Origin of the sequence: Nonomuraea ferruginea (assembly GCF_039540635.1) — a bacterium.
Lineage (GTDB): Bacteria > Actinomycetota > Actinomycetes > Streptosporangiales > Streptosporangiaceae > Nonomuraea > Nonomuraea ferruginea.
Window position 1 is genome coordinate 40,406 of the sequence record NZ_BAABFD010000022.1, and the last position, 14,044, is coordinate 54,449.

Below are 14,044 nucleotides of genomic sequence, written 5' to 3' on the forward strand. Positions count from 1 at the left end.
ACCGGGAGGAATACGCGCCTGCGTACGGGAAGAGACTACGTGCGACGAAGGGACGAGGATGACTTCCAGCGGTCTGGGCGGAATCGTCGAGTGGGTCACCGGTCTCATGGAGACGCTCGGCGCGCCCGGCGCGGGCATCGCGGTCGCGCTGGAGAACCTGTTCCCGCCGATCCCGAGCGAGGTCATCCTGCCGCTGGCCGGGTTCACGGTGAGCAGGGGCGGGCTGGTGTTCTGGCACGTCCTGCTGTGGACCACGATCGGCTCGGTGGTGGGCGCGCTCGCGCTCTACGCGATCGGGGCGCTGCTGGGCAGGCGGCGGGTGCACGCGCTGTACGCGAAGGTGCCGCTGCTCAAGCCGGAGGACGTGGACAAGAGCGAGCAGTGGTTCGCCAGGCACGGTCGCAAGACGGTGTTCTTCGGGCGGATGGTGCCGCTGTTCAGGAGCCTGATCTCGATCCCGGCCGGCTTCGAGCGGATGCCGCTGCCCACGTTCGTGCTGCTCACCGCGGTGGGCAGCTTCATCTGGAACACCGCGCTCGTGACCGCCGGCTACTTCCTGGGCCGGCAGTGGTCGATCGTCGAGACGTACGTCGGGATCTTCACGTACGTGGTGATCGGCCTGGTCGTGCTGGCCGTCGGGGTGTTCGTCTGGAAGCGGCTGTCGGAGCGCCGCGGCGCCCGGCAGAACTGACGCGGGTCACGTGAAGTGGGTGACGAACCAGGAGCCGGTCAGGTCGGCGACCTGGTCCAGGGCTCCGGGCTCCTCGAACAGGTGGGTGGCGCCGGGCACGATCTCCAGGCGGCTCTCGCCGCCCAGCTCCCGCTGGGCCTCCCGGTTCAGTTCGAGCACCTGCTCGTCGTGGCCGCCCACGATGAGCAGCGTCGGCGCCCGTACGGAAGCGAGACGCGGGCCCGCGAGATCCGGGCGGCCGCCCCGTGAGACGATCGCGGCCACGTCGGCGTCCGGCTCGGCCGCGGCGCTGAGGGCGGCGGCGGCGCCGGTGCTCGCGCCGAAGTAGCCGAGCGGCAGGTTCGCCGCGGCCGGCTGCTCCCGCACCCGCTCCGTCGCCGTCAGCAGCCTGCCTGCCAGCAGTTCGATGTCGAACACGTTGGCCCGGTCGTACTCCTCCTCCGGCGTCAGCAGGTCGAACAGCAGGGTGCCCAGCCCGGCCTCGTTCAGCGCGGCGGCCACGTACCTGTTGCGCGGGCTGCGGCCGCTGCTGCCGCTGCCGTGCGCGAACAGCACCACGCCGCGCGCCCCGTCCGGGACCACCAGCTGACCTGAAAGTTCGGCGTCCATCCTCACCACCTCCACTCAAGCAGGGTGTCTACCCAGCTCACGCGGGTGTCTTCCTGCGACGATGCCGGGATGGGGGAGCGATCGAGGCAGGGGCTGCCGCCGTTCGAGCGGATCTCCAGGCAGAGCAGGCTGATCCTGGAGCGCGCTCGCAGCCTGGGACTGCCCGGATGGCTGCGCGCCGAGCGTGAGCCGCTGCTCCAGGGGATCAAGCTGACGGCCGCGTGCGTGCTCGCCTGGTGGCTGGTGGCCCGGGTGCTGCAGGACAGGATGCCGGTGCTGGGGGCGATCGGGGTGCTGCTCACGTTCTCGGCCACCGCCTACGGCACGGTCGTGCGCGGGGTGCAGCAGGTCGGGGCCGTCACGGTCGGGCTCTTCGGCGCCGGTGGGCTGATCCTCCTGCTCGGCATCAACGGGATCACGCTCGCCATCCTGGTCGCGGGCGGGCTGGTGGTGACCCGGCTGCTCAACCTCCCCAAGCAGAACGTGCAGATCCCGATCACCGCCCTGCTGGTGTTCGCGCTGGGCGCCACGTACAGCCTGGAGCGCCTGGTCGACCTGCTGCTGGGCGCCGTCATCGGCATCCTGGCCAACCTGGTCGTGCTCCCGCCCCGGTACGTGGAGGAGGCGCGCAGGGAGATGGCCGAGCTGGCCGGTGACCTGTCGTCGCTGTCCGCCGCCATGGGCAAGGGCGTGCGCGGCGCGTGGGGTGAGGACGAGGCGAGAAGCTGGCTGGAGCGGTCCCGCGAGGTGGACGCGCGCCTGCGGGAGAGCCAGGAGGTGGCCGAGCAGGCCGCCGAGTCGGTCCGGCTGGTGCCGCTCCGGCGGCGACGGCAGGACGAGCAGCTCGACCAGGTGGCCGAGGCCATGACCTGCCTCGACCACGCGGGCCTGCAACTGCGCGGCATCGCCAGGTCGCTCACCGACCTGGCGGCCGGGGTGCGCGGGCTGCCCGCGGAGGACGTCCACCGGGTGCCCGCGGCGCTCGGCGACGAACTGCTGGCCATCTCCAAGGCCTTCGCCGCGTTCGGCCGGCTCCAGCTCGGCCGGGGCAGCGTGCGCGACCTCGGCCGGCTGCGGACCGCGCTGCGCGAGAGCGGCGAGCACCAGGTGCTGGTCGCCGAGCGCGTCCCCGACACCGAGAACGTCCAGCTGTGGTCGTTGCACGGGGCGATGCTGGACCAGTGCGCGACCATCAGGCACGAGCTCGACCCGGAGAACGGGCCGCACCAGGCGGCGTTCCCCGCCTGGCTCATCCCCGGCTGACGGTCCCGGTCAGGTCATGACCAGCACGGTGACGAACTGCAGTACGTGCCAGGCCACGTAGGCGCCCGCCGCGATGAACGCCCACTCCTTGGCCCTGGAGACGCGGGTGACGCGGCGCAGCACCTCGACCGGCTCCCGCCGCGCCCGCGCGGACCTGGCCAGGAAGTACGCCGACGTGAACCAGGCCGCGCCCGACACCGCCAGCAGCCCTGCCGAAAGCAGGAACAGCAGCTCCGGCTCGGGCATCGCGTCGCCCGGGGCGAGCTGGCGGGTCCACGCGGCCGGCACCAGGGTGAGGACCAGGACGGTGATCCGCCTGTCCCCGCGCGCCTGTCGCCTCAACCACCGCAGGTCTCGACGCAGATGGTTCTTGAGCATCCGGATCACCTCCGCTGTCCGTGGCCGGTGAGACCAGTTGAACGCCGGTGACCTGATCAGATCTGCGACCTCCCCCGGGCGGAATTCACGACATTCGTCGGAGTTCCTGGGCGGCCTTTCTCGCCTCGACCACGTCGCCCACCTCGTCGAGGGTGCGCACCGCCTCTCCCAGATGGGCCACGGCGGCCGCGGCGTCGCCCCGCCGCCACGCGATCAGGCCGAGCGCCCGCAGCGCGCAGCCCAGGTCGCGGCGGGTACCGCAGGCGTGGTGGACCTCCCTGGCCCGCGCGGCGTGCACGTACGCCTCCTCGGGCCGGTTCAGGTCGAGCAGGATCATGGCGAGCGTGGTGAGCGCCGCACCCCAGCGGTCGCGCGTACCGGTCTCGTGCAGCAGCTCGACGGTCTGGCGCGCGTACGCCAGCGCGGGGGACGGGCGGCCCGCGGTGTGCAGCGCCAGCGCGATCGACAGCAGCGCGCTGGCCTTGTCGTCGCGCATCTCCTCCCTGATCTCCAGCGACCGCCTGGCCGCGCGGATCGCGTCCTGGTGCCGGCCGAGCGACAGGTACGTGTTCGCGAGCGTCTCCTGGACGTCGGCCTCGGCCCTGCGGCCGCCGGCGGCCTGCACGATGTCCAGCGCCTCCAGCGCGTACACGAACGCCACCTGCGACTGGCCCTGCCTGCGCCGCACCCGGGCCAGCCGGTTCAGCATGCGCGCCTCCATGGGCAGGTCGCGGATCACCCGGCTGATGGCCAGCGCCTGCGTGAGGTACTCGTCGGCGCGCAGGTAGTCGGCCAGCCGCCAGTGCACCAGCCCGATGTCGCCGAGCGTCTCGGCCTTGCCCTGCTCGTGGTGGAGCTCGACCTGTACGGCCAGCGCCTGCTCGAAGTGGGCCAGCGCCTCGTCGTACCGGGAGCCGTTGCGCGCGATGCGGCCCAGCGCGCACAGCGCCCGGCCCGAGCCGTGCTGGTCGCCGGTGGCGGTGTAGCCGGCCAGCGCCCGCTCGGCGTCGCGCCGGGCGTCGTGCGGCAGCCGCAGCGTGTCGTACACCTCGGCCAGGCAGAGCAGCGTCTCGGCCTCGGCGTGCTCGTCGCCCAGCTCGTGGCAGATCGACAGCGCCTCCAGCCCTTCCGACAGCGCGGCGTTCGGCTCGCCGAGGCTCTGCTGCACCCGGGCCAGCATGATCAGGCTCTGGGCGGTGCCGCGCCGGTCGCCCAGCTCCTCCCGTACCTCCAGCGCCTGGCCGGCGTGGTGGAGCGCCGGCTCGTGCCGTCCCTGGGACAGGTGGAGGCGGGACAGCGCGTGCAGGCTGTCGGCCACCCCGGCCAGGTCGCCGATCTCCTGGTAGCCGCAGAGCGCCTCGTCCGCCGCCTTCAGCGCGTCCTCCAGGTTGCCCGCGATGCCGTGCACCTCGGCCAGGTCGATGAGCGCGCGGGCGCGGCCCTCCCGGTCGCCGAGCGTGGCGAAGTCGGCCAGCGCCTCGCCGATGTAGCGGGCCGCCCGGGTGGACGGGCCGATGTCGCGGTGGATCGAGCCCAGATGGCTGCGCATCAGCGCGACGGCCCGCCGGTTGCCGATCCGCTGCGCGCACTCCAGCCCCGCCTGCTGGATCTCCAGGTTGTTCTCGTAGTACCGCAGCCGCCTGAACGGCTCGAACACGGCGTGCGCGAGCTGCCAGGCGATCCCGTACGCGCCGCTCTCCTCGGCGGTGCGCACCACCGACACCAGGGCCCGCCGTTCGGCCTCGAACCACTCGCCCGGCGTGCCCGGCTCCGTGGCGGTCATCAGGTAGTGGTCGAGCAGCCGTACCCTGGCTTCCCGCACGCCCGCCTCGGCGTGCCTGCCCAGCTCCCTGGCCAGCCGCTTGACCAGGTCGTGCACCCGGTAGCGGGAGCCGGGCAGCGGCTCGACCAGATACGCCCGGTGCAGCCCGGCCAGTGACGCCAGCGCCTCCGGCACCGGCACGCCGAGCGCCGCGGCCAGCACCTCGGGCGTGAAAGGGCCGCCGGGCAGCAGCCCGATGTGCCGGAAGGCACGCCGCTGCGCCGGGCCGAGCGACTCGTACGCCAGATCCAGCGCCGACCCGAAGGCCTGCTCCGGGTCGCCGGGGAACCGCTGCTGCCGCTCCGGGCGGCGCAGCTCCTGCACCCGGGAGGCGACGCTCAGCTCGGGGTTCTCGGCGAGCTTGGCGGCCGAGATGCGCAGCGCGAACGGATGGTACGAGCACACCCGTGCCAGCTCGGCCAGCCCGTCGCGGTCGGCCGCCCGGGGAGAGTCCTCACCCAGCAGCCCGACCAGCAGCGCCACCGCGTTGCCCGGGTCGAGGACGTGCAGGTCCATCAGGTCCGCCTGGCCGGTGGCGCGCAGCGGCGCCATCCTGGTCCGGCTGGTCACCAGCACCACGCAGTCCTTGCCGCCGGGCAGCAGCGTGCGCACCTGGGCCGGGTCGGCGGCGTTGTCCAGGATGAGCAGCAGCCTGCGCCCGGCGATCCGGCTGCGGTAGAGCAGCATCAGCTCGGCCTCGTCGGCGGCCGGCATGTGCTCGCCGACTCCGAGCGAGCGCAGGATCTGGCCGAGCGCCTCCGCCGTGGTCATCGGGGGCTGGGCGGGCGACTGGCCGCGCAGGTCGATGACGATCTGCCCGTCGGGGAACCGGCCGGCGTGCAGGTGCGCCCAGTGGGTGACCAGCGCCGTCTTGCCGACGCCCGGCAGGCCCTGGATCACCATCGTGTTCGTCCTGCGGGTCCGCTCCAGCCATTCGGTGAGCAGGTCCAGGCTCTGCTGCCGCCCGGTGAAGTCGGGCACGTCCGCGGGGAGCTGCGCGGGACGGGGCACCTCGGCGGCGGGCAGCGGCTCGGCCGGCGCGCCGGGCCCGGTGAGGAACGGGGTGATCCGGCCCTCCCACGGCACGGCCAGATGCTCCCAGTCGCCGGCCAGCGTCCGCATCGCGGCCGGGTCGGCGACGCGTAACCGGCGGTAGCCGGGACGCACCAGCCAGCCGCGCCGCACCCACTGGGCGAGGGTCCGCTGCACCACGTCGGGCACGCTGCCGACCAGGTCGGCCAGCGTCTCCATGGACAGCGGCGGGGCCGACTCGGAGGCCAGCCCGTAGCGGGCGTCCAGGTTGAGCAGCCACACGGCCAGCCGGGTCGCCACCGGGGCCCTGGCCAGCGCCTCGTGCCCGCGCGCCGCCACGTTCCTGGCGAACAGCTCCTGCACCAGCGCGGTCGCCACGGCCGTGCTGGACGCGGCGTGCTCACGCAGCCGCCGCATGTCGATCGGCCAGGCGCGCACCTCGGTCAGCGCGTCGACCTTCACCCGCTCCCCGGGGTGCCAGAACGCCGGCTCGCCCACCAGGTCGCCGCGGGACCGCAGGTCGTGCACGATCTCGCGGTCGCCGCCGGGGAGGTACTCCCTGGCGTAGCCGTGCTCGATCAGGTAGACGCGGCCGGTGGGCCGGAGCGGGGAGCACAGCCATTCACCGCGCCGGTAGACCCGGGCGCGGGCGTTCTCCTCGACGAGGGATCGGAACACGTTCACCGGCACCACCCATCTCGGGACGGCGGTGTCCGCGGCATGACAGCACGACCCAGGTCGGGGGCAGACCTGTCAGGACAGTCCAACCCGGGGAAAGGGCCCTGTCAACCGGAGGGGGCGATCAGACGGTCGCGGTGTCGGCCCGGTCGGGAACGAAGCGGTAGCCGACGTTGCGGACCGTGCCGATGAGCGACTCGTACTCGGTGCCGAGCTTGGCCCGCAGCCGCCGCACGTGCACGTCGACGGTCCTGGTGCCGCCGAAGTAGTCGTAGCCCCAGACCTCCTGCAGCAGCTGGGCGCGGGTGAACACCCGGCCGGGGTGCTGCGCGAGGTATTTCAGCAGCTCGAACTCCTTGAACGTCAGGTCGAGCACTCTGCCCCGCAGCCGCGCGGTGTAGGTGGCCTCGTCGATGGACAGGTCACCGCTGCGGATCTCGTCGGGCACGTCCTCGCCGGAAGCCTGGGAGATGCGGCCGATGGCCATGCGCAGCCGTGCCTCCACCTCCGCCGGGCCCGCCTTGTCGAGCAGGACGTCGTCGACTCCCCACTCCGCCGTCATCGCGGCCAGCCCGCCCTCGGTGACGATCACCATCAGGGGGCAGTCGACGCCGGTGGTGCGGATCAGCCGGCACAGGCTCTTGGCCTGCACGAGCTCTTTGCGCGCGTCGACGATCACGGCGTCCGACGGAGGCGCGTCGAGGAGGGCGGACGCCTCCGCGGGGGCCACGCGGACCGAGTGGAGCAGCAGCCCCAGAGCCGGGAGCACCTCCGCGGACGGCTCGAGCGCGTTGGTGAGCAGAAGCAGGTTGCTCATGGCGGCCTCCTCGAACAAGTAAGGACCCGGGGGCTACGTCGCCCGAGTCCTGTAGGCGAGGATATCCCAGGAGCAAGTCGCGTCCATTGAGCGTCCGGCAGGTGAACGACGCATCGCATGAAACAACCAGGTTAACAGGAACGCACAATGGTGGAGAAGGATCGGTGAGACAGCCATGGCCTCGGGAAAAGTGCGTTATTGGGCGGCGGCGAAGGCGGCGGCAGGTGTGGCCGAAGAGGAGTTCGAGGCGGTCACACTGGGCGAACTCATGACGAAAATCACAGCAGATCGCGCCGAACTCGCCCGTGTGGTCAGCAGATCGTCATTTCTGATCGACGGTTCTCCCGTCGGTAAAAGACCCCATGGCGAGGTCGAACTCTCCGACGGCGTGACCGTGGAGGTGCTGCCGCCGTTCGCCGGCGGGTGATCCGCCCGTCTCGCGGGGAATGGAGCCGATAAGCTTCTTGACCCCCGCCCGAGACAGGGAGTGCGATGCGCAAGCTGCTCGTTTTCCTGATCCTGCTGATCATCCTCCTCGCCGTGCTCGACCGGGTGGCGGTCGCGGGCGTGCAGCGCGACCTCGCCAACAGGATCGCCGCCGCCGCCGACGTGCGGGGCACCCCGGAGGTGGAGATCACCGGCATCCCCTTCCTGACCCAGGCGATCTCCGGCCACTACCAGGAGGTCCGCTTCGACCTCGGCACCCTGCGTTACGGCGGGGTGCCGATCGAGGGTCTCAAGGGAGCCGCGTACGACGTGACCGCGCCGCTCGCCGACCTCCTCCAGAACCGCGCCGACATCCGGGCCGGGCGGGTCGCCGTCACCGGCACGCTGACGGACGCGACCATCGACAGGTTCGCCCCGCAGGGCGTGAAGGTCAGCGGCAAGGGCGACCGGTTCGTCGCCTCGGGCGAGCTGGCGGTGGGCGCGCAGAAGGTGAAGTTCACCGCGGAGATGAAGGTCGAGATGACCGACGAGGGCATCCGGCTGCAGGCGGAGAAGATCGAGGGGGTGCCCGCCCAGCTCGCCCGGTTCGTGACCTACACGATCCCGTTCCAGGGGAAGCTGCCCTTCGACGTGAAGGTGACCGAGGTCAAGAGCGTGTCCGGAGGTCTGCGGATCTCCGCCGAAGCGTCTGACGTGCCGCTCCGTGGATGAGCGTGAACCGTCCCGCCCTCTCGTACGTGATGAGGGGGTGAGCTCAGCTGGCACCGCCGACGAGGAACTCGTGAGGACCCTGTTCGACGAGCACGCCGGGCCACTGTACGGATACGTGCTGCGACTGACGGGCGACTCGGGACGGGCGGAGGACGTGGTGCAGGAGACGCTGCTGCGGGCGTGGCGGCATCCCGGCGCACTGGAGGGCCGCCCGATCCGCGCCTGGCTGTTCACCGTGGCCCGCAACCTCGTCGTCGACCAGCACCGCGCCCGCCGGGCGCGGCCCCCCGAGACGGGCGACGAGGCGCTGGCGGTGCTGCCGGCCGACGACGAGCTGGAGCGCGCGGTCGAGTCGTGGGCCGTGGCCGAGGCGTTAGCCGCGCTGCGGCCCGAGCACCGCGAGGTGCTCATGGAGGTCTACTACCGGGGGCGATCGGTGAAGGAGGCGTCGGCGAAACTGGGCATCCCGGCGGGCACGGTCAAGTCGCGCACCTACTACGCGCTGCGGGCGCTCAAGCTCGCGCTGGAAGAGCGGGGGCTGGCGCCATGACGACGTGTGAGGAGGTCCGGCTGGCGCTCGGCGCGCACGCGCTCGGCGCGCTCGACCCGCAGGAGGCCGAGGAGATCGACCTCCACCTGGCCACCTGCGAGGAGTGCGGCGGCGAGCTGGAGGAGCTGGCGGGCGTCGCCGGGTTCCTGGGCAAGGTGTCCGAGCGCGACGTCGAGCTGGTCGCCAGCCCGCCGCGGCGGGTGCTCGAACGGCTGCTCACCGACCGCGCCAGGCGGCGCAGGCGGGGCCGCGCGCTCATGGCCGTCGCGGCCGCGGCGGCGGTGGTGGGCGTGGGCGGCGTCGTGTGGTCCGCCATGCCCGGCGAGGCTCCGACGGCCGCCTCGGCGCCGGCCGCCGAGCGGGCCAGCCAGTTCAGCGCCGGCGAGGGCGACGCCGCCCAGTCGGAGCTCGCCGAGGACAACAGCGCCGAGGACAACAGCGCAGAGGCGCAGGACAGCGAGAAGCTCACCACCCGGCAGGAGTCCTCACCGGCGCCTTCGGACTCGCGCGCGCCCGCCCCGCTGCGCTCCCCGCTGGGACGCGCGTTCACCGGCGCCGACGCCGGCTACCGGGCGACCGTGACCGCCGCGCCCGACGGCCGCCGCACGGATCTGATGGTGCAGGTCGAAGGGATCCCGCCCGGCACGGAGTGCAGGCTCGTGGTCGTCGCCGCCGACGGCTCCCGCGAACGGACCGAGCCGTGGCAGGTCACCCGCGAGATGTACGAGGACAACGCGGTCTTCCGGCACGAGACGCGCACCGCGATGGCCGACATCGCCGCGTTCGAGATCACCGATGCCGGCGTCGAGGTGCTGGTGCGGATCCCGGTGACGGGGAAGTAATCCGCGGGGCCGGTGGTTGCAGCGGAAGATGACCGGAGTGTGGATCGCGCTGGCCACGCTGGCGCTCGGAGCGGCGATCGGGGTGATCAGGCTGCGCGCCGACGGACGCCTGCGCGACCGTGATCCCGGCGACCGGCTGGGAGCCGGCGAGCTGGGCGCGGAGCTGGGGGAGCGGGCCACGCTCGTGCAGTTCTCCACCGCCTTCTGCCAGCCGTGCCGCGCGACGCGCCGGATCCTCGCCGACGTGAGCGCGCTGGTCCCCGGCGTGGCGCACGTGGAGATCGACGCCGAGTCCAGGCTCGACCTCGTACGGCGGCTCGACGTGCTGCGCACCCCGACCGTCTTCGTGCTCGACGGCCGGGGAGCCATCGTGCGCAAGGCGTCAGGGCAGCCCAGGAAGGCCGACGTGCTGAACGCGCTCGCCGCGGTCGTGTCTCACGACCCGTCTCACAAGCCGGACGACATGTGACAGATGTCGAGACGCCGAGTAGTCTTCTCGGCATGAACCCATCGACAGAGCTGCTGACGAAGCGGCGCGCGGTTGATTTCTGCCGCGTCGCGACCGCGCTCTGTCGCGCTGCCTGAGGACGGTCTCGCGCGGACTTCCGATCCGCCTCTTCCCGACCCCCTTGCAGGAGCATCCCACGATGCGTGCCGATCCCAGAGCGCTGCGCTTCGGCGCGGCCATGACCACTCTGATCCTCCTCCTCGTCCTGGTGACGGGCAGCGCCTGGCTGCTCGCCGCCCAGGCCGTGGTGTTCGCGTTCGGCATCGCGGGCAGATCACCGTACGGGATGCTTTTCGGGGCGTTCGTCAGGAGCGCCCCTAAGGAGACCGAAGACTCCCGCCCGCCGCGTTTCGCGCAGGGGGTGGGGCTGGTCTTCGCGGTCGCGGGGCTGGCCGGATTCGCCACCGGGATCATGTCGCTGGCCCTCGTGGCCACGGCCGCGGCCCTCCTCGCCGCATTCCTCAACGCAGCCTTCGGATTCTGCCTTGGCTGCGAAATGTATCTGCTGATCCGCCGTATATTGCCCGCCGCCAACATGGAGGTACCACAATGAGCCGCTCCGCCGTCCTGGTGGATGCCGACTGGGTCGAGGCCAACCTCGACACCCCTGGTGTCGTCTACGTCGAGGTCGACGAAGACACCAGCGCCTACGACAAGGGCCACATCCGTGGCGCAGTGAAGATCGATTGGCGGCAGGACCTGCAGGACCCGGTCCGCCGCGACTTCGTCGACAGGACCGGTTTCGAGGCGCTGCTCTCCGACCGCGGCATCGCCAACGACGACACCGTGATCCTCTACGGCGGCAACAACAACTGGTTCGCGGCCTACGCCTACTGGTACTTCAAGCTGTACGGCCACGAGAACGTCAAGCTTCTCGACGGTGGCCGCAAGAAGTGGGAGCTGGAGTCCCGCGAGCTGGTCACCGACGTGCCGGAGCGTGCCAAGACCCAGTACGTCGTCGCCCAGGAGGACACGTCCATCCGCGCCTTCCGCGACGACGTGGTCGCCGCGATCGGCAAGCTCAACCTGGTCGACGTCCGCTCGCCCGACGAGTTCACCGGCAAGCTGATCGCCCCGGCCCACCTGCCGCAGGAGTCGGCGCAGCGCGGCGGCCACGTGCCGACCGCCCGCAGCATCCCGTGGTCCAAGGCGGCCAACGACGACGGCACCTTCAAGTCCGACGACGAACTGCGCACCCTCTACACCGAGGCGGGCGTCGACTTCGGCAAGGACACCATCGCCTACTGCCGCATCGGCGAGCGTTCCGCCCACACCTGGTTCGTCCTGCACGAGCTGCTCGACCAGGAGAACGTGAAGAACTACGACGGTTCGTGGACCGAGTACGGCTCGCTCGTGGGCGTGCCGATCGAGCTGGGGGAGGCCCGATGAGCGCGCAGGGTTGCGGAGCGCCGGAGCAGACCATCGCGCTGCCGGCCGGGATCGATCTGTCCAACCAGGCGGTGATCCAGGGCAGGGTCACCGGCGTCGGCACCGCCTACGCGCGGCTGCTCGACCACACCGGCGAGTTCACCGGTGAGGTCGTGGTGTCCGACGAGGGAGTGTTCCGCTTCTTCGCCGGCCCCGGCGACTGGACCGTACGCATCATCGCGGGCGGCGGCGTCACCCGCGACGTCCAGGTGAGCGCCAAGCTCGGTGAGGTGTCCGAGCTGGCCGTCGCCGTCTGATCGTCGATCGTCAAAGGGGCCCGCGTCCTTCCCGGACGCGGGCCCTTCGCGTGCGGCCGGGCCGGACTCCCGCGCGGCCGCCCGTTCACTCCGTCCGGGCGCGCCGGAGCCCGAGGAACTCCAGCCCCGCGTACACCGCCACCACCGCGGCCCCGGTCAGCATGAAAGCCACGCCCAGGCCGCTGAGCGGAATCGCCCCGGTCAGCACCAGGGCCACGAGAGCCACGCACGACAGCGCGTTGCCCGCGACGACCAGCGCCACGTACCGCACGGGGATCCGGGGGTAGCCGGCGATCAGGCCGAGCGCGGCGGCGCCGCCGAGCATGGCCACGCCGAACGGCACCGACCAGGCGGGCGGCAGCCCGAACCAGCCGGAGAACGGCCGCCACGCGGCGAGCAGGACCACGCCGAAGACGGCGGTGCTCCAGCCGTCGATCCGCAGGATCACGCGGAGCCGTTCCGCCGCCGCGCCGCCGACCGTGGTACGCCGGGCGACCTCCGCCCCTGTCGCCGTGCTCATACCGGTCACTCCTCCCCCTCGGGTCCGCCCCCGGAAGGGCCTGTCCGGAACGACCATGTCACCGCCCGGATCACGGTCTCAATAACCTCCGAGGTCATGGCGGCGCCCACCTGGTGACGGCCTAGGCTCCTCCGCATGGACACACGACAGCCGTCACCGGCGGGGACGCTCCTGCGCGAGTGGCGTAGCCGTCGCAGGCTCAGCCAGCTCGACCTCTCGCTCCTGGCCGACACCTCCGCCCGGCACCTGTCGTACCTGGAGACCGGCCGCGCGAAGCCGAGCCGGGCGATGCTGCTGCGCCTGTCGGCCGCGCTGGACATACCGCTCAGGGAACGCAACACCCTGCTGCTCGCCGCCGGCTACGCCCCCGCGTACCGGGAGAGCAGCCTCGACGACGGCTACATGGCGTCGGTCCGGTCGGCGCTGGAGACCATGCTGACCGCGCACGAGCCGTACCCGGCGGTCGTGGTGGACCGGCTGTGGAACGTGGTGCAGGGCAACCGCGCCATGGCCGTCCTCATGGAGGGCGTCCCGGCACACCTGCTGGAGCCGTGCCCGAACGTCTTCCGGCTGGCGTTGCACCCCGAAGGGCTCGCTTCGCGGCTGTCCAACCTGGGCGAGGTGCGCGAGCTGTTCCTGGACCGGCTGCTGCGCCAGGTCAACGCCACCGGCGACGCCGACCTGCGGGCCCTGTACGAGGAGGTGTCCCGCTATCCCGTGCCCGGCGGCGACGAGCCCGGCGGCTCGCCCCACCGGCCGAGCCCGATCCAGGTGCCGCTGCGCTTCCGCACGCCGTTCGGCGAGCTGGCGATGTTCAGCACCATGGCCACGTTCGGCGCCCCCGCCGACGTGACGCTGTCGGAGCTGGCGATCGAGCTGTTCTACCCGCTGGACGACTTCACCGCCGCGGCTCTCAGAGCTTGGCCGGATAGCGCATGAGCAGGGTGGCGTGGACGACGTCGGCGCCCGTCGCGTGGTAGACGTGCGGGACGTCCGAGCGCCACGAGATGTGCTCGCCCGGCCCCGCGGTCAGCGGGGCGTCCAGGGGCCCGGCCGCCAGGGTGCCGCTGAAGACCGTGACATGTTCCGTCGTCCCCTCCAGGTGGGCAGGTGAGTTCTGGGTGATCCCCGGAGGGACGCGCAGCCGGTAGAGCTCGTACGTGACGTGATCGTCCTCGAAGAGCTCCATCAGCGCCGCCTCCACGGCGGTGCCGCGGACGTTCCGGGGCTCGGGCGGGGAGTCGAGTATCGCCCCGATGGGCACGCCGAGCTGGGCGGTGATGGCCCAGAGCGTCTCCAGAGTGGGGTTGCGGGTGCCGGTCTCGACGCCGGAGAGCGTGGCCTTGCCGATGCTCGCCCGCCTGGCGAGCTCCGACAGCGAGACCCCGCGCGCCTGGCGCAGCTGCCGCACCCGCTGCCCGATCACGCGCGGATCGGTGTCCGGCGCGGGCCGCGAGTCCATGGAGCCATGATGCATCTCCGGGCCCGCGA

Annotated in this window: 18 protein-coding genes; 12 read left to right on the top strand and 6 right to left on the bottom strand. The window is 72.1% G+C overall.

The window, feature by feature from the left end; genetic code table 11:
* The first annotated feature begins 58 nt into the window (after nt 1-58).
* Nucleotides 59-691 (top strand): DedA family protein, encoded by a 633-nt coding sequence (locus ABD999_RS34750; RefSeq protein ID WP_271275209.1) that lies wholly within the window; start codon nt 59-61, stop codon nt 689-691.
* A 6-nt stretch (nt 692-697) separates the two neighbouring features.
* Here the strand turns inward: ABD999_RS34750 and ABD999_RS34755 are convergent, their stop codons facing one another.
* Nucleotides 698-1,300: a dienelactone hydrolase family protein gene (locus ABD999_RS34755; RefSeq protein WP_148036644.1), complete on the bottom strand. Its 603-nt coding sequence runs from the start codon at nt 1,298-1,300 to the stop codon at nt 698-700.
* A 69-nt stretch (nt 1,301-1,369) separates the two neighbouring features.
* On the opposite strand from ABD999_RS34755, the gene ABD999_RS34760 reads away from it, so the two are divergent.
* Nucleotides 1,370-2,563 carry an FUSC family protein gene (locus ABD999_RS34760; RefSeq protein WP_148036645.1) on the top strand — a complete coding sequence of 398 codons (1,194 nt, stop codon included), beginning with the start codon at nt 1,370-1,372 and terminating at the stop codon, nt 2,561-2,563.
* A gap of 9 nt (nt 2,564-2,572) precedes the next feature.
* Here the strand turns inward: ABD999_RS34760 and ABD999_RS34765 are convergent, their stop codons facing one another.
* The 3 genes from ABD999_RS34765 to ABD999_RS34775 all read right to left on the bottom strand — a co-directional run bounded on the left by ABD999_RS34765 (nt 2,573) and on the right by ABD999_RS34775 (nt 7,290).
* Nucleotides 2,573-2,941 carry a hypothetical protein gene (locus tag ABD999_RS34765; protein ID WP_148036646.1) on the bottom strand — a complete coding sequence of 123 codons (369 nt, stop codon included), beginning with the start codon at nt 2,939-2,941 and terminating at the stop codon, nt 2,573-2,575.
* Nucleotides 2,942-3,026: 85 nt separating this feature from the next.
* Entirely contained in the window at nt 3,027-6,479 is a 3,453-nt protein-coding gene (locus ABD999_RS34770) for a tetratricopeptide repeat protein (protein WP_271275210.1), read from the bottom strand.
* Between the two features lie 118 nt (nt 6,480-6,597).
* Nucleotides 6,598-7,290: a response regulator transcription factor gene (locus ABD999_RS34775; protein WP_148036648.1), complete on the bottom strand. Its 693-nt coding sequence runs from the start codon at nt 7,288-7,290 to the stop codon at nt 6,598-6,600.
* A 175-nt stretch (nt 7,291-7,465) separates the two neighbouring features.
* On the opposite strand from ABD999_RS34775, the gene ABD999_RS34780 reads away from it, so the two are divergent.
* From ABD999_RS34780 to ABD999_RS34815, 9 genes are all read left to right on the top strand, one after another.
* Nucleotides 7,466-7,717, top strand: a complete 252-nt coding sequence (locus ABD999_RS34780; protein ID WP_271275211.1) for a MoaD/ThiS family protein — start codon at nt 7,466-7,468, stop codon at nt 7,715-7,717.
* Between the two features lie 65 nt (nt 7,718-7,782).
* The gene (locus tag ABD999_RS34785; RefSeq protein ID WP_271275212.1) at nt 7,783-8,448 is read left to right on the top strand and encodes an LmeA family phospholipid-binding protein; all 666 of its coding nucleotides are present in this window, start codon (nt 7,783-7,785) and stop codon (nt 8,446-8,448) included.
* 37 nt (nt 8,449-8,485) lie between these two features.
* A complete protein-coding gene (locus ABD999_RS34790) occupies nt 8,486-8,998 on the top strand; it encodes a sigma-70 family RNA polymerase sigma factor (protein WP_148036651.1) in 513 nt (170 codons plus the stop codon).
* On the top strand, nt 8,995-9,840 hold the full coding sequence (locus ABD999_RS34795) for a zf-HC2 domain-containing protein (RefSeq protein ID WP_271275213.1): 846 nt from the start codon (nt 8,995-8,997) through the stop codon (nt 9,838-9,840). The genes ABD999_RS34790 and ABD999_RS34795 overlap by 4 nt, the downstream gene beginning before the upstream one ends.
* 28 nt (nt 9,841-9,868) lie before the next feature.
* Nucleotides 9,869-10,309, top strand: coding sequence for a TlpA family protein disulfide reductase (locus ABD999_RS34800; RefSeq protein WP_219546141.1), 441 nt, complete (start codon nt 9,869-9,871; stop codon nt 10,307-10,309).
* A gap of 32 nt (nt 10,310-10,341) precedes the next feature.
* Nucleotides 10,342-10,425, top strand: a complete 84-nt coding sequence (locus tag ABD999_RS44025) for a putative leader peptide (RefSeq protein ID WP_350668905.1) — start codon at nt 10,342-10,344, stop codon at nt 10,423-10,425.
* Nucleotides 10,426-10,487: 62 nt separating this feature from the next.
* Nucleotides 10,488-10,901 (top strand): DUF4395 domain-containing protein, encoded by a 414-nt coding sequence (locus ABD999_RS34805; RefSeq protein WP_219546142.1) that lies wholly within the window; start codon nt 10,488-10,490, stop codon nt 10,899-10,901.
* Nucleotides 10,898-11,737 (top strand): sulfurtransferase, encoded by an 840-nt coding sequence (locus ABD999_RS34810; RefSeq protein WP_148036655.1) that lies wholly within the window; start codon nt 10,898-10,900, stop codon nt 11,735-11,737. Before ABD999_RS34805 ends, ABD999_RS34810 begins: the two co-directional genes overlap by 4 nt.
* Nucleotides 11,734-12,033, top strand: coding sequence for a DUF1416 domain-containing protein (locus ABD999_RS34815; RefSeq protein ID WP_148036656.1), 300 nt, complete (start codon nt 11,734-11,736; stop codon nt 12,031-12,033). The genes ABD999_RS34810 and ABD999_RS34815 overlap by 4 nt, the downstream gene beginning before the upstream one ends.
* Before the next feature lie 85 nt (nt 12,034-12,118).
* On the opposite strand, the gene ABD999_RS34820 is transcribed toward ABD999_RS34815, so the two are convergent.
* Nucleotides 12,119-12,553, bottom strand: coding sequence for a hypothetical protein (locus ABD999_RS34820; protein WP_271275214.1), 435 nt, complete (start codon nt 12,551-12,553; stop codon nt 12,119-12,121).
* Nucleotides 12,554-12,688: 135 nt separating this feature from the next.
* Here ABD999_RS34820 and ABD999_RS34825 point away from each other — a divergent pair, with 135 nt between their 5' ends.
* On the top strand, nt 12,689-13,492 hold the full coding sequence (locus tag ABD999_RS34825) for a helix-turn-helix domain-containing protein (protein WP_271275215.1): 804 nt from the start codon (nt 12,689-12,691) through the stop codon (nt 13,490-13,492).
* On the opposite strand, the gene ABD999_RS34830 is transcribed toward ABD999_RS34825, so the two are convergent.
* Nucleotides 13,467-14,015 carry a helix-turn-helix domain-containing protein gene (locus ABD999_RS34830; RefSeq protein WP_271275216.1) on the bottom strand — a complete coding sequence of 183 codons (549 nt, stop codon included), beginning with the start codon at nt 14,013-14,015 and terminating at the stop codon, nt 13,467-13,469. The genes ABD999_RS34825 and ABD999_RS34830 overlap by 26 nt on opposite strands.
* Nucleotides 14,016-14,044: the final 29 nt, after the last annotated feature.

What these genes read in the sequence shown, in the direction of transcription:
- ABD999_RS34755 (WP_148036644.1), bottom strand. Translation starts at nt 1,300, where the DNA reads ATGGACGCCGAACTTTCAGGTCAGCTGGTGGTCCCGGACGGGGCGCGC.
- ABD999_RS34780 (WP_271275211.1), top strand. Translation starts at nt 7,466, where the DNA reads ATGGCCTCGGGAAAAGTGCGTTATTGGGCGGCGGCGAAGGCGGCGGCA.
- ABD999_RS34810 (WP_148036655.1), top strand. Translation starts at nt 10,898, where the DNA reads ATGAGCCGCTCCGCCGTCCTGGTGGATGCCGACTGGGTCGAGGCCAAC.
- ABD999_RS34785 (WP_271275212.1), top strand. Translation starts at nt 7,783, where the DNA reads ATGCGCAAGCTGCTCGTTTTCCTGATCCTGCTGATCATCCTCCTCGCC.
- ABD999_RS34765 (WP_148036646.1), bottom strand. Translation starts at nt 2,941, where the DNA reads ATGCTCAAGAACCATCTGCGTCGAGACCTGCGGTGGTTGAGGCGACAG.
- ABD999_RS34815 (WP_148036656.1), top strand. Translation starts at nt 11,734, where the DNA reads ATGAGCGCGCAGGGTTGCGGAGCGCCGGAGCAGACCATCGCGCTGCCG.
- ABD999_RS34820 (WP_271275214.1), bottom strand. Translation starts at nt 12,553, where the DNA reads ATGAGCACGGCGACAGGGGCGGAGGTCGCCCGGCGTACCACGGTCGGC.
- ABD999_RS34795 (WP_271275213.1), top strand. Translation starts at nt 8,995, where the DNA reads ATGACGACGTGTGAGGAGGTCCGGCTGGCGCTCGGCGCGCACGCGCTC.
- ABD999_RS34775 (WP_148036648.1), bottom strand. Translation starts at nt 7,290, where the DNA reads ATGAGCAACCTGCTTCTGCTCACCAACGCGCTCGAGCCGTCCGCGGAG.
- ABD999_RS34760 (WP_148036645.1), top strand. Translation starts at nt 1,370, where the DNA reads ATGGGGGAGCGATCGAGGCAGGGGCTGCCGCCGTTCGAGCGGATCTCC.
- ABD999_RS34825 (WP_271275215.1), top strand. Translation starts at nt 12,689, where the DNA reads ATGGACACACGACAGCCGTCACCGGCGGGGACGCTCCTGCGCGAGTGG.
- ABD999_RS34800 (WP_219546141.1), top strand. Translation starts at nt 9,869, where the DNA reads ATGACCGGAGTGTGGATCGCGCTGGCCACGCTGGCGCTCGGAGCGGCG.
- ABD999_RS34805 (WP_219546142.1), top strand. Translation starts at nt 10,488, where the DNA reads ATGCGTGCCGATCCCAGAGCGCTGCGCTTCGGCGCGGCCATGACCACT.
- ABD999_RS34830 (WP_271275216.1), bottom strand. Translation starts at nt 14,015, where the DNA reads ATGGACTCGCGGCCCGCGCCGGACACCGATCCGCGCGTGATCGGGCAG.
- ABD999_RS44025 (WP_350668905.1), top strand. Translation starts at nt 10,342, where the DNA reads ATGAACCCATCGACAGAGCTGCTGACGAAGCGGCGCGCGGTTGATTTC.
- ABD999_RS34750 (WP_271275209.1), top strand. Translation starts at nt 59, where the DNA reads ATGACTTCCAGCGGTCTGGGCGGAATCGTCGAGTGGGTCACCGGTCTC.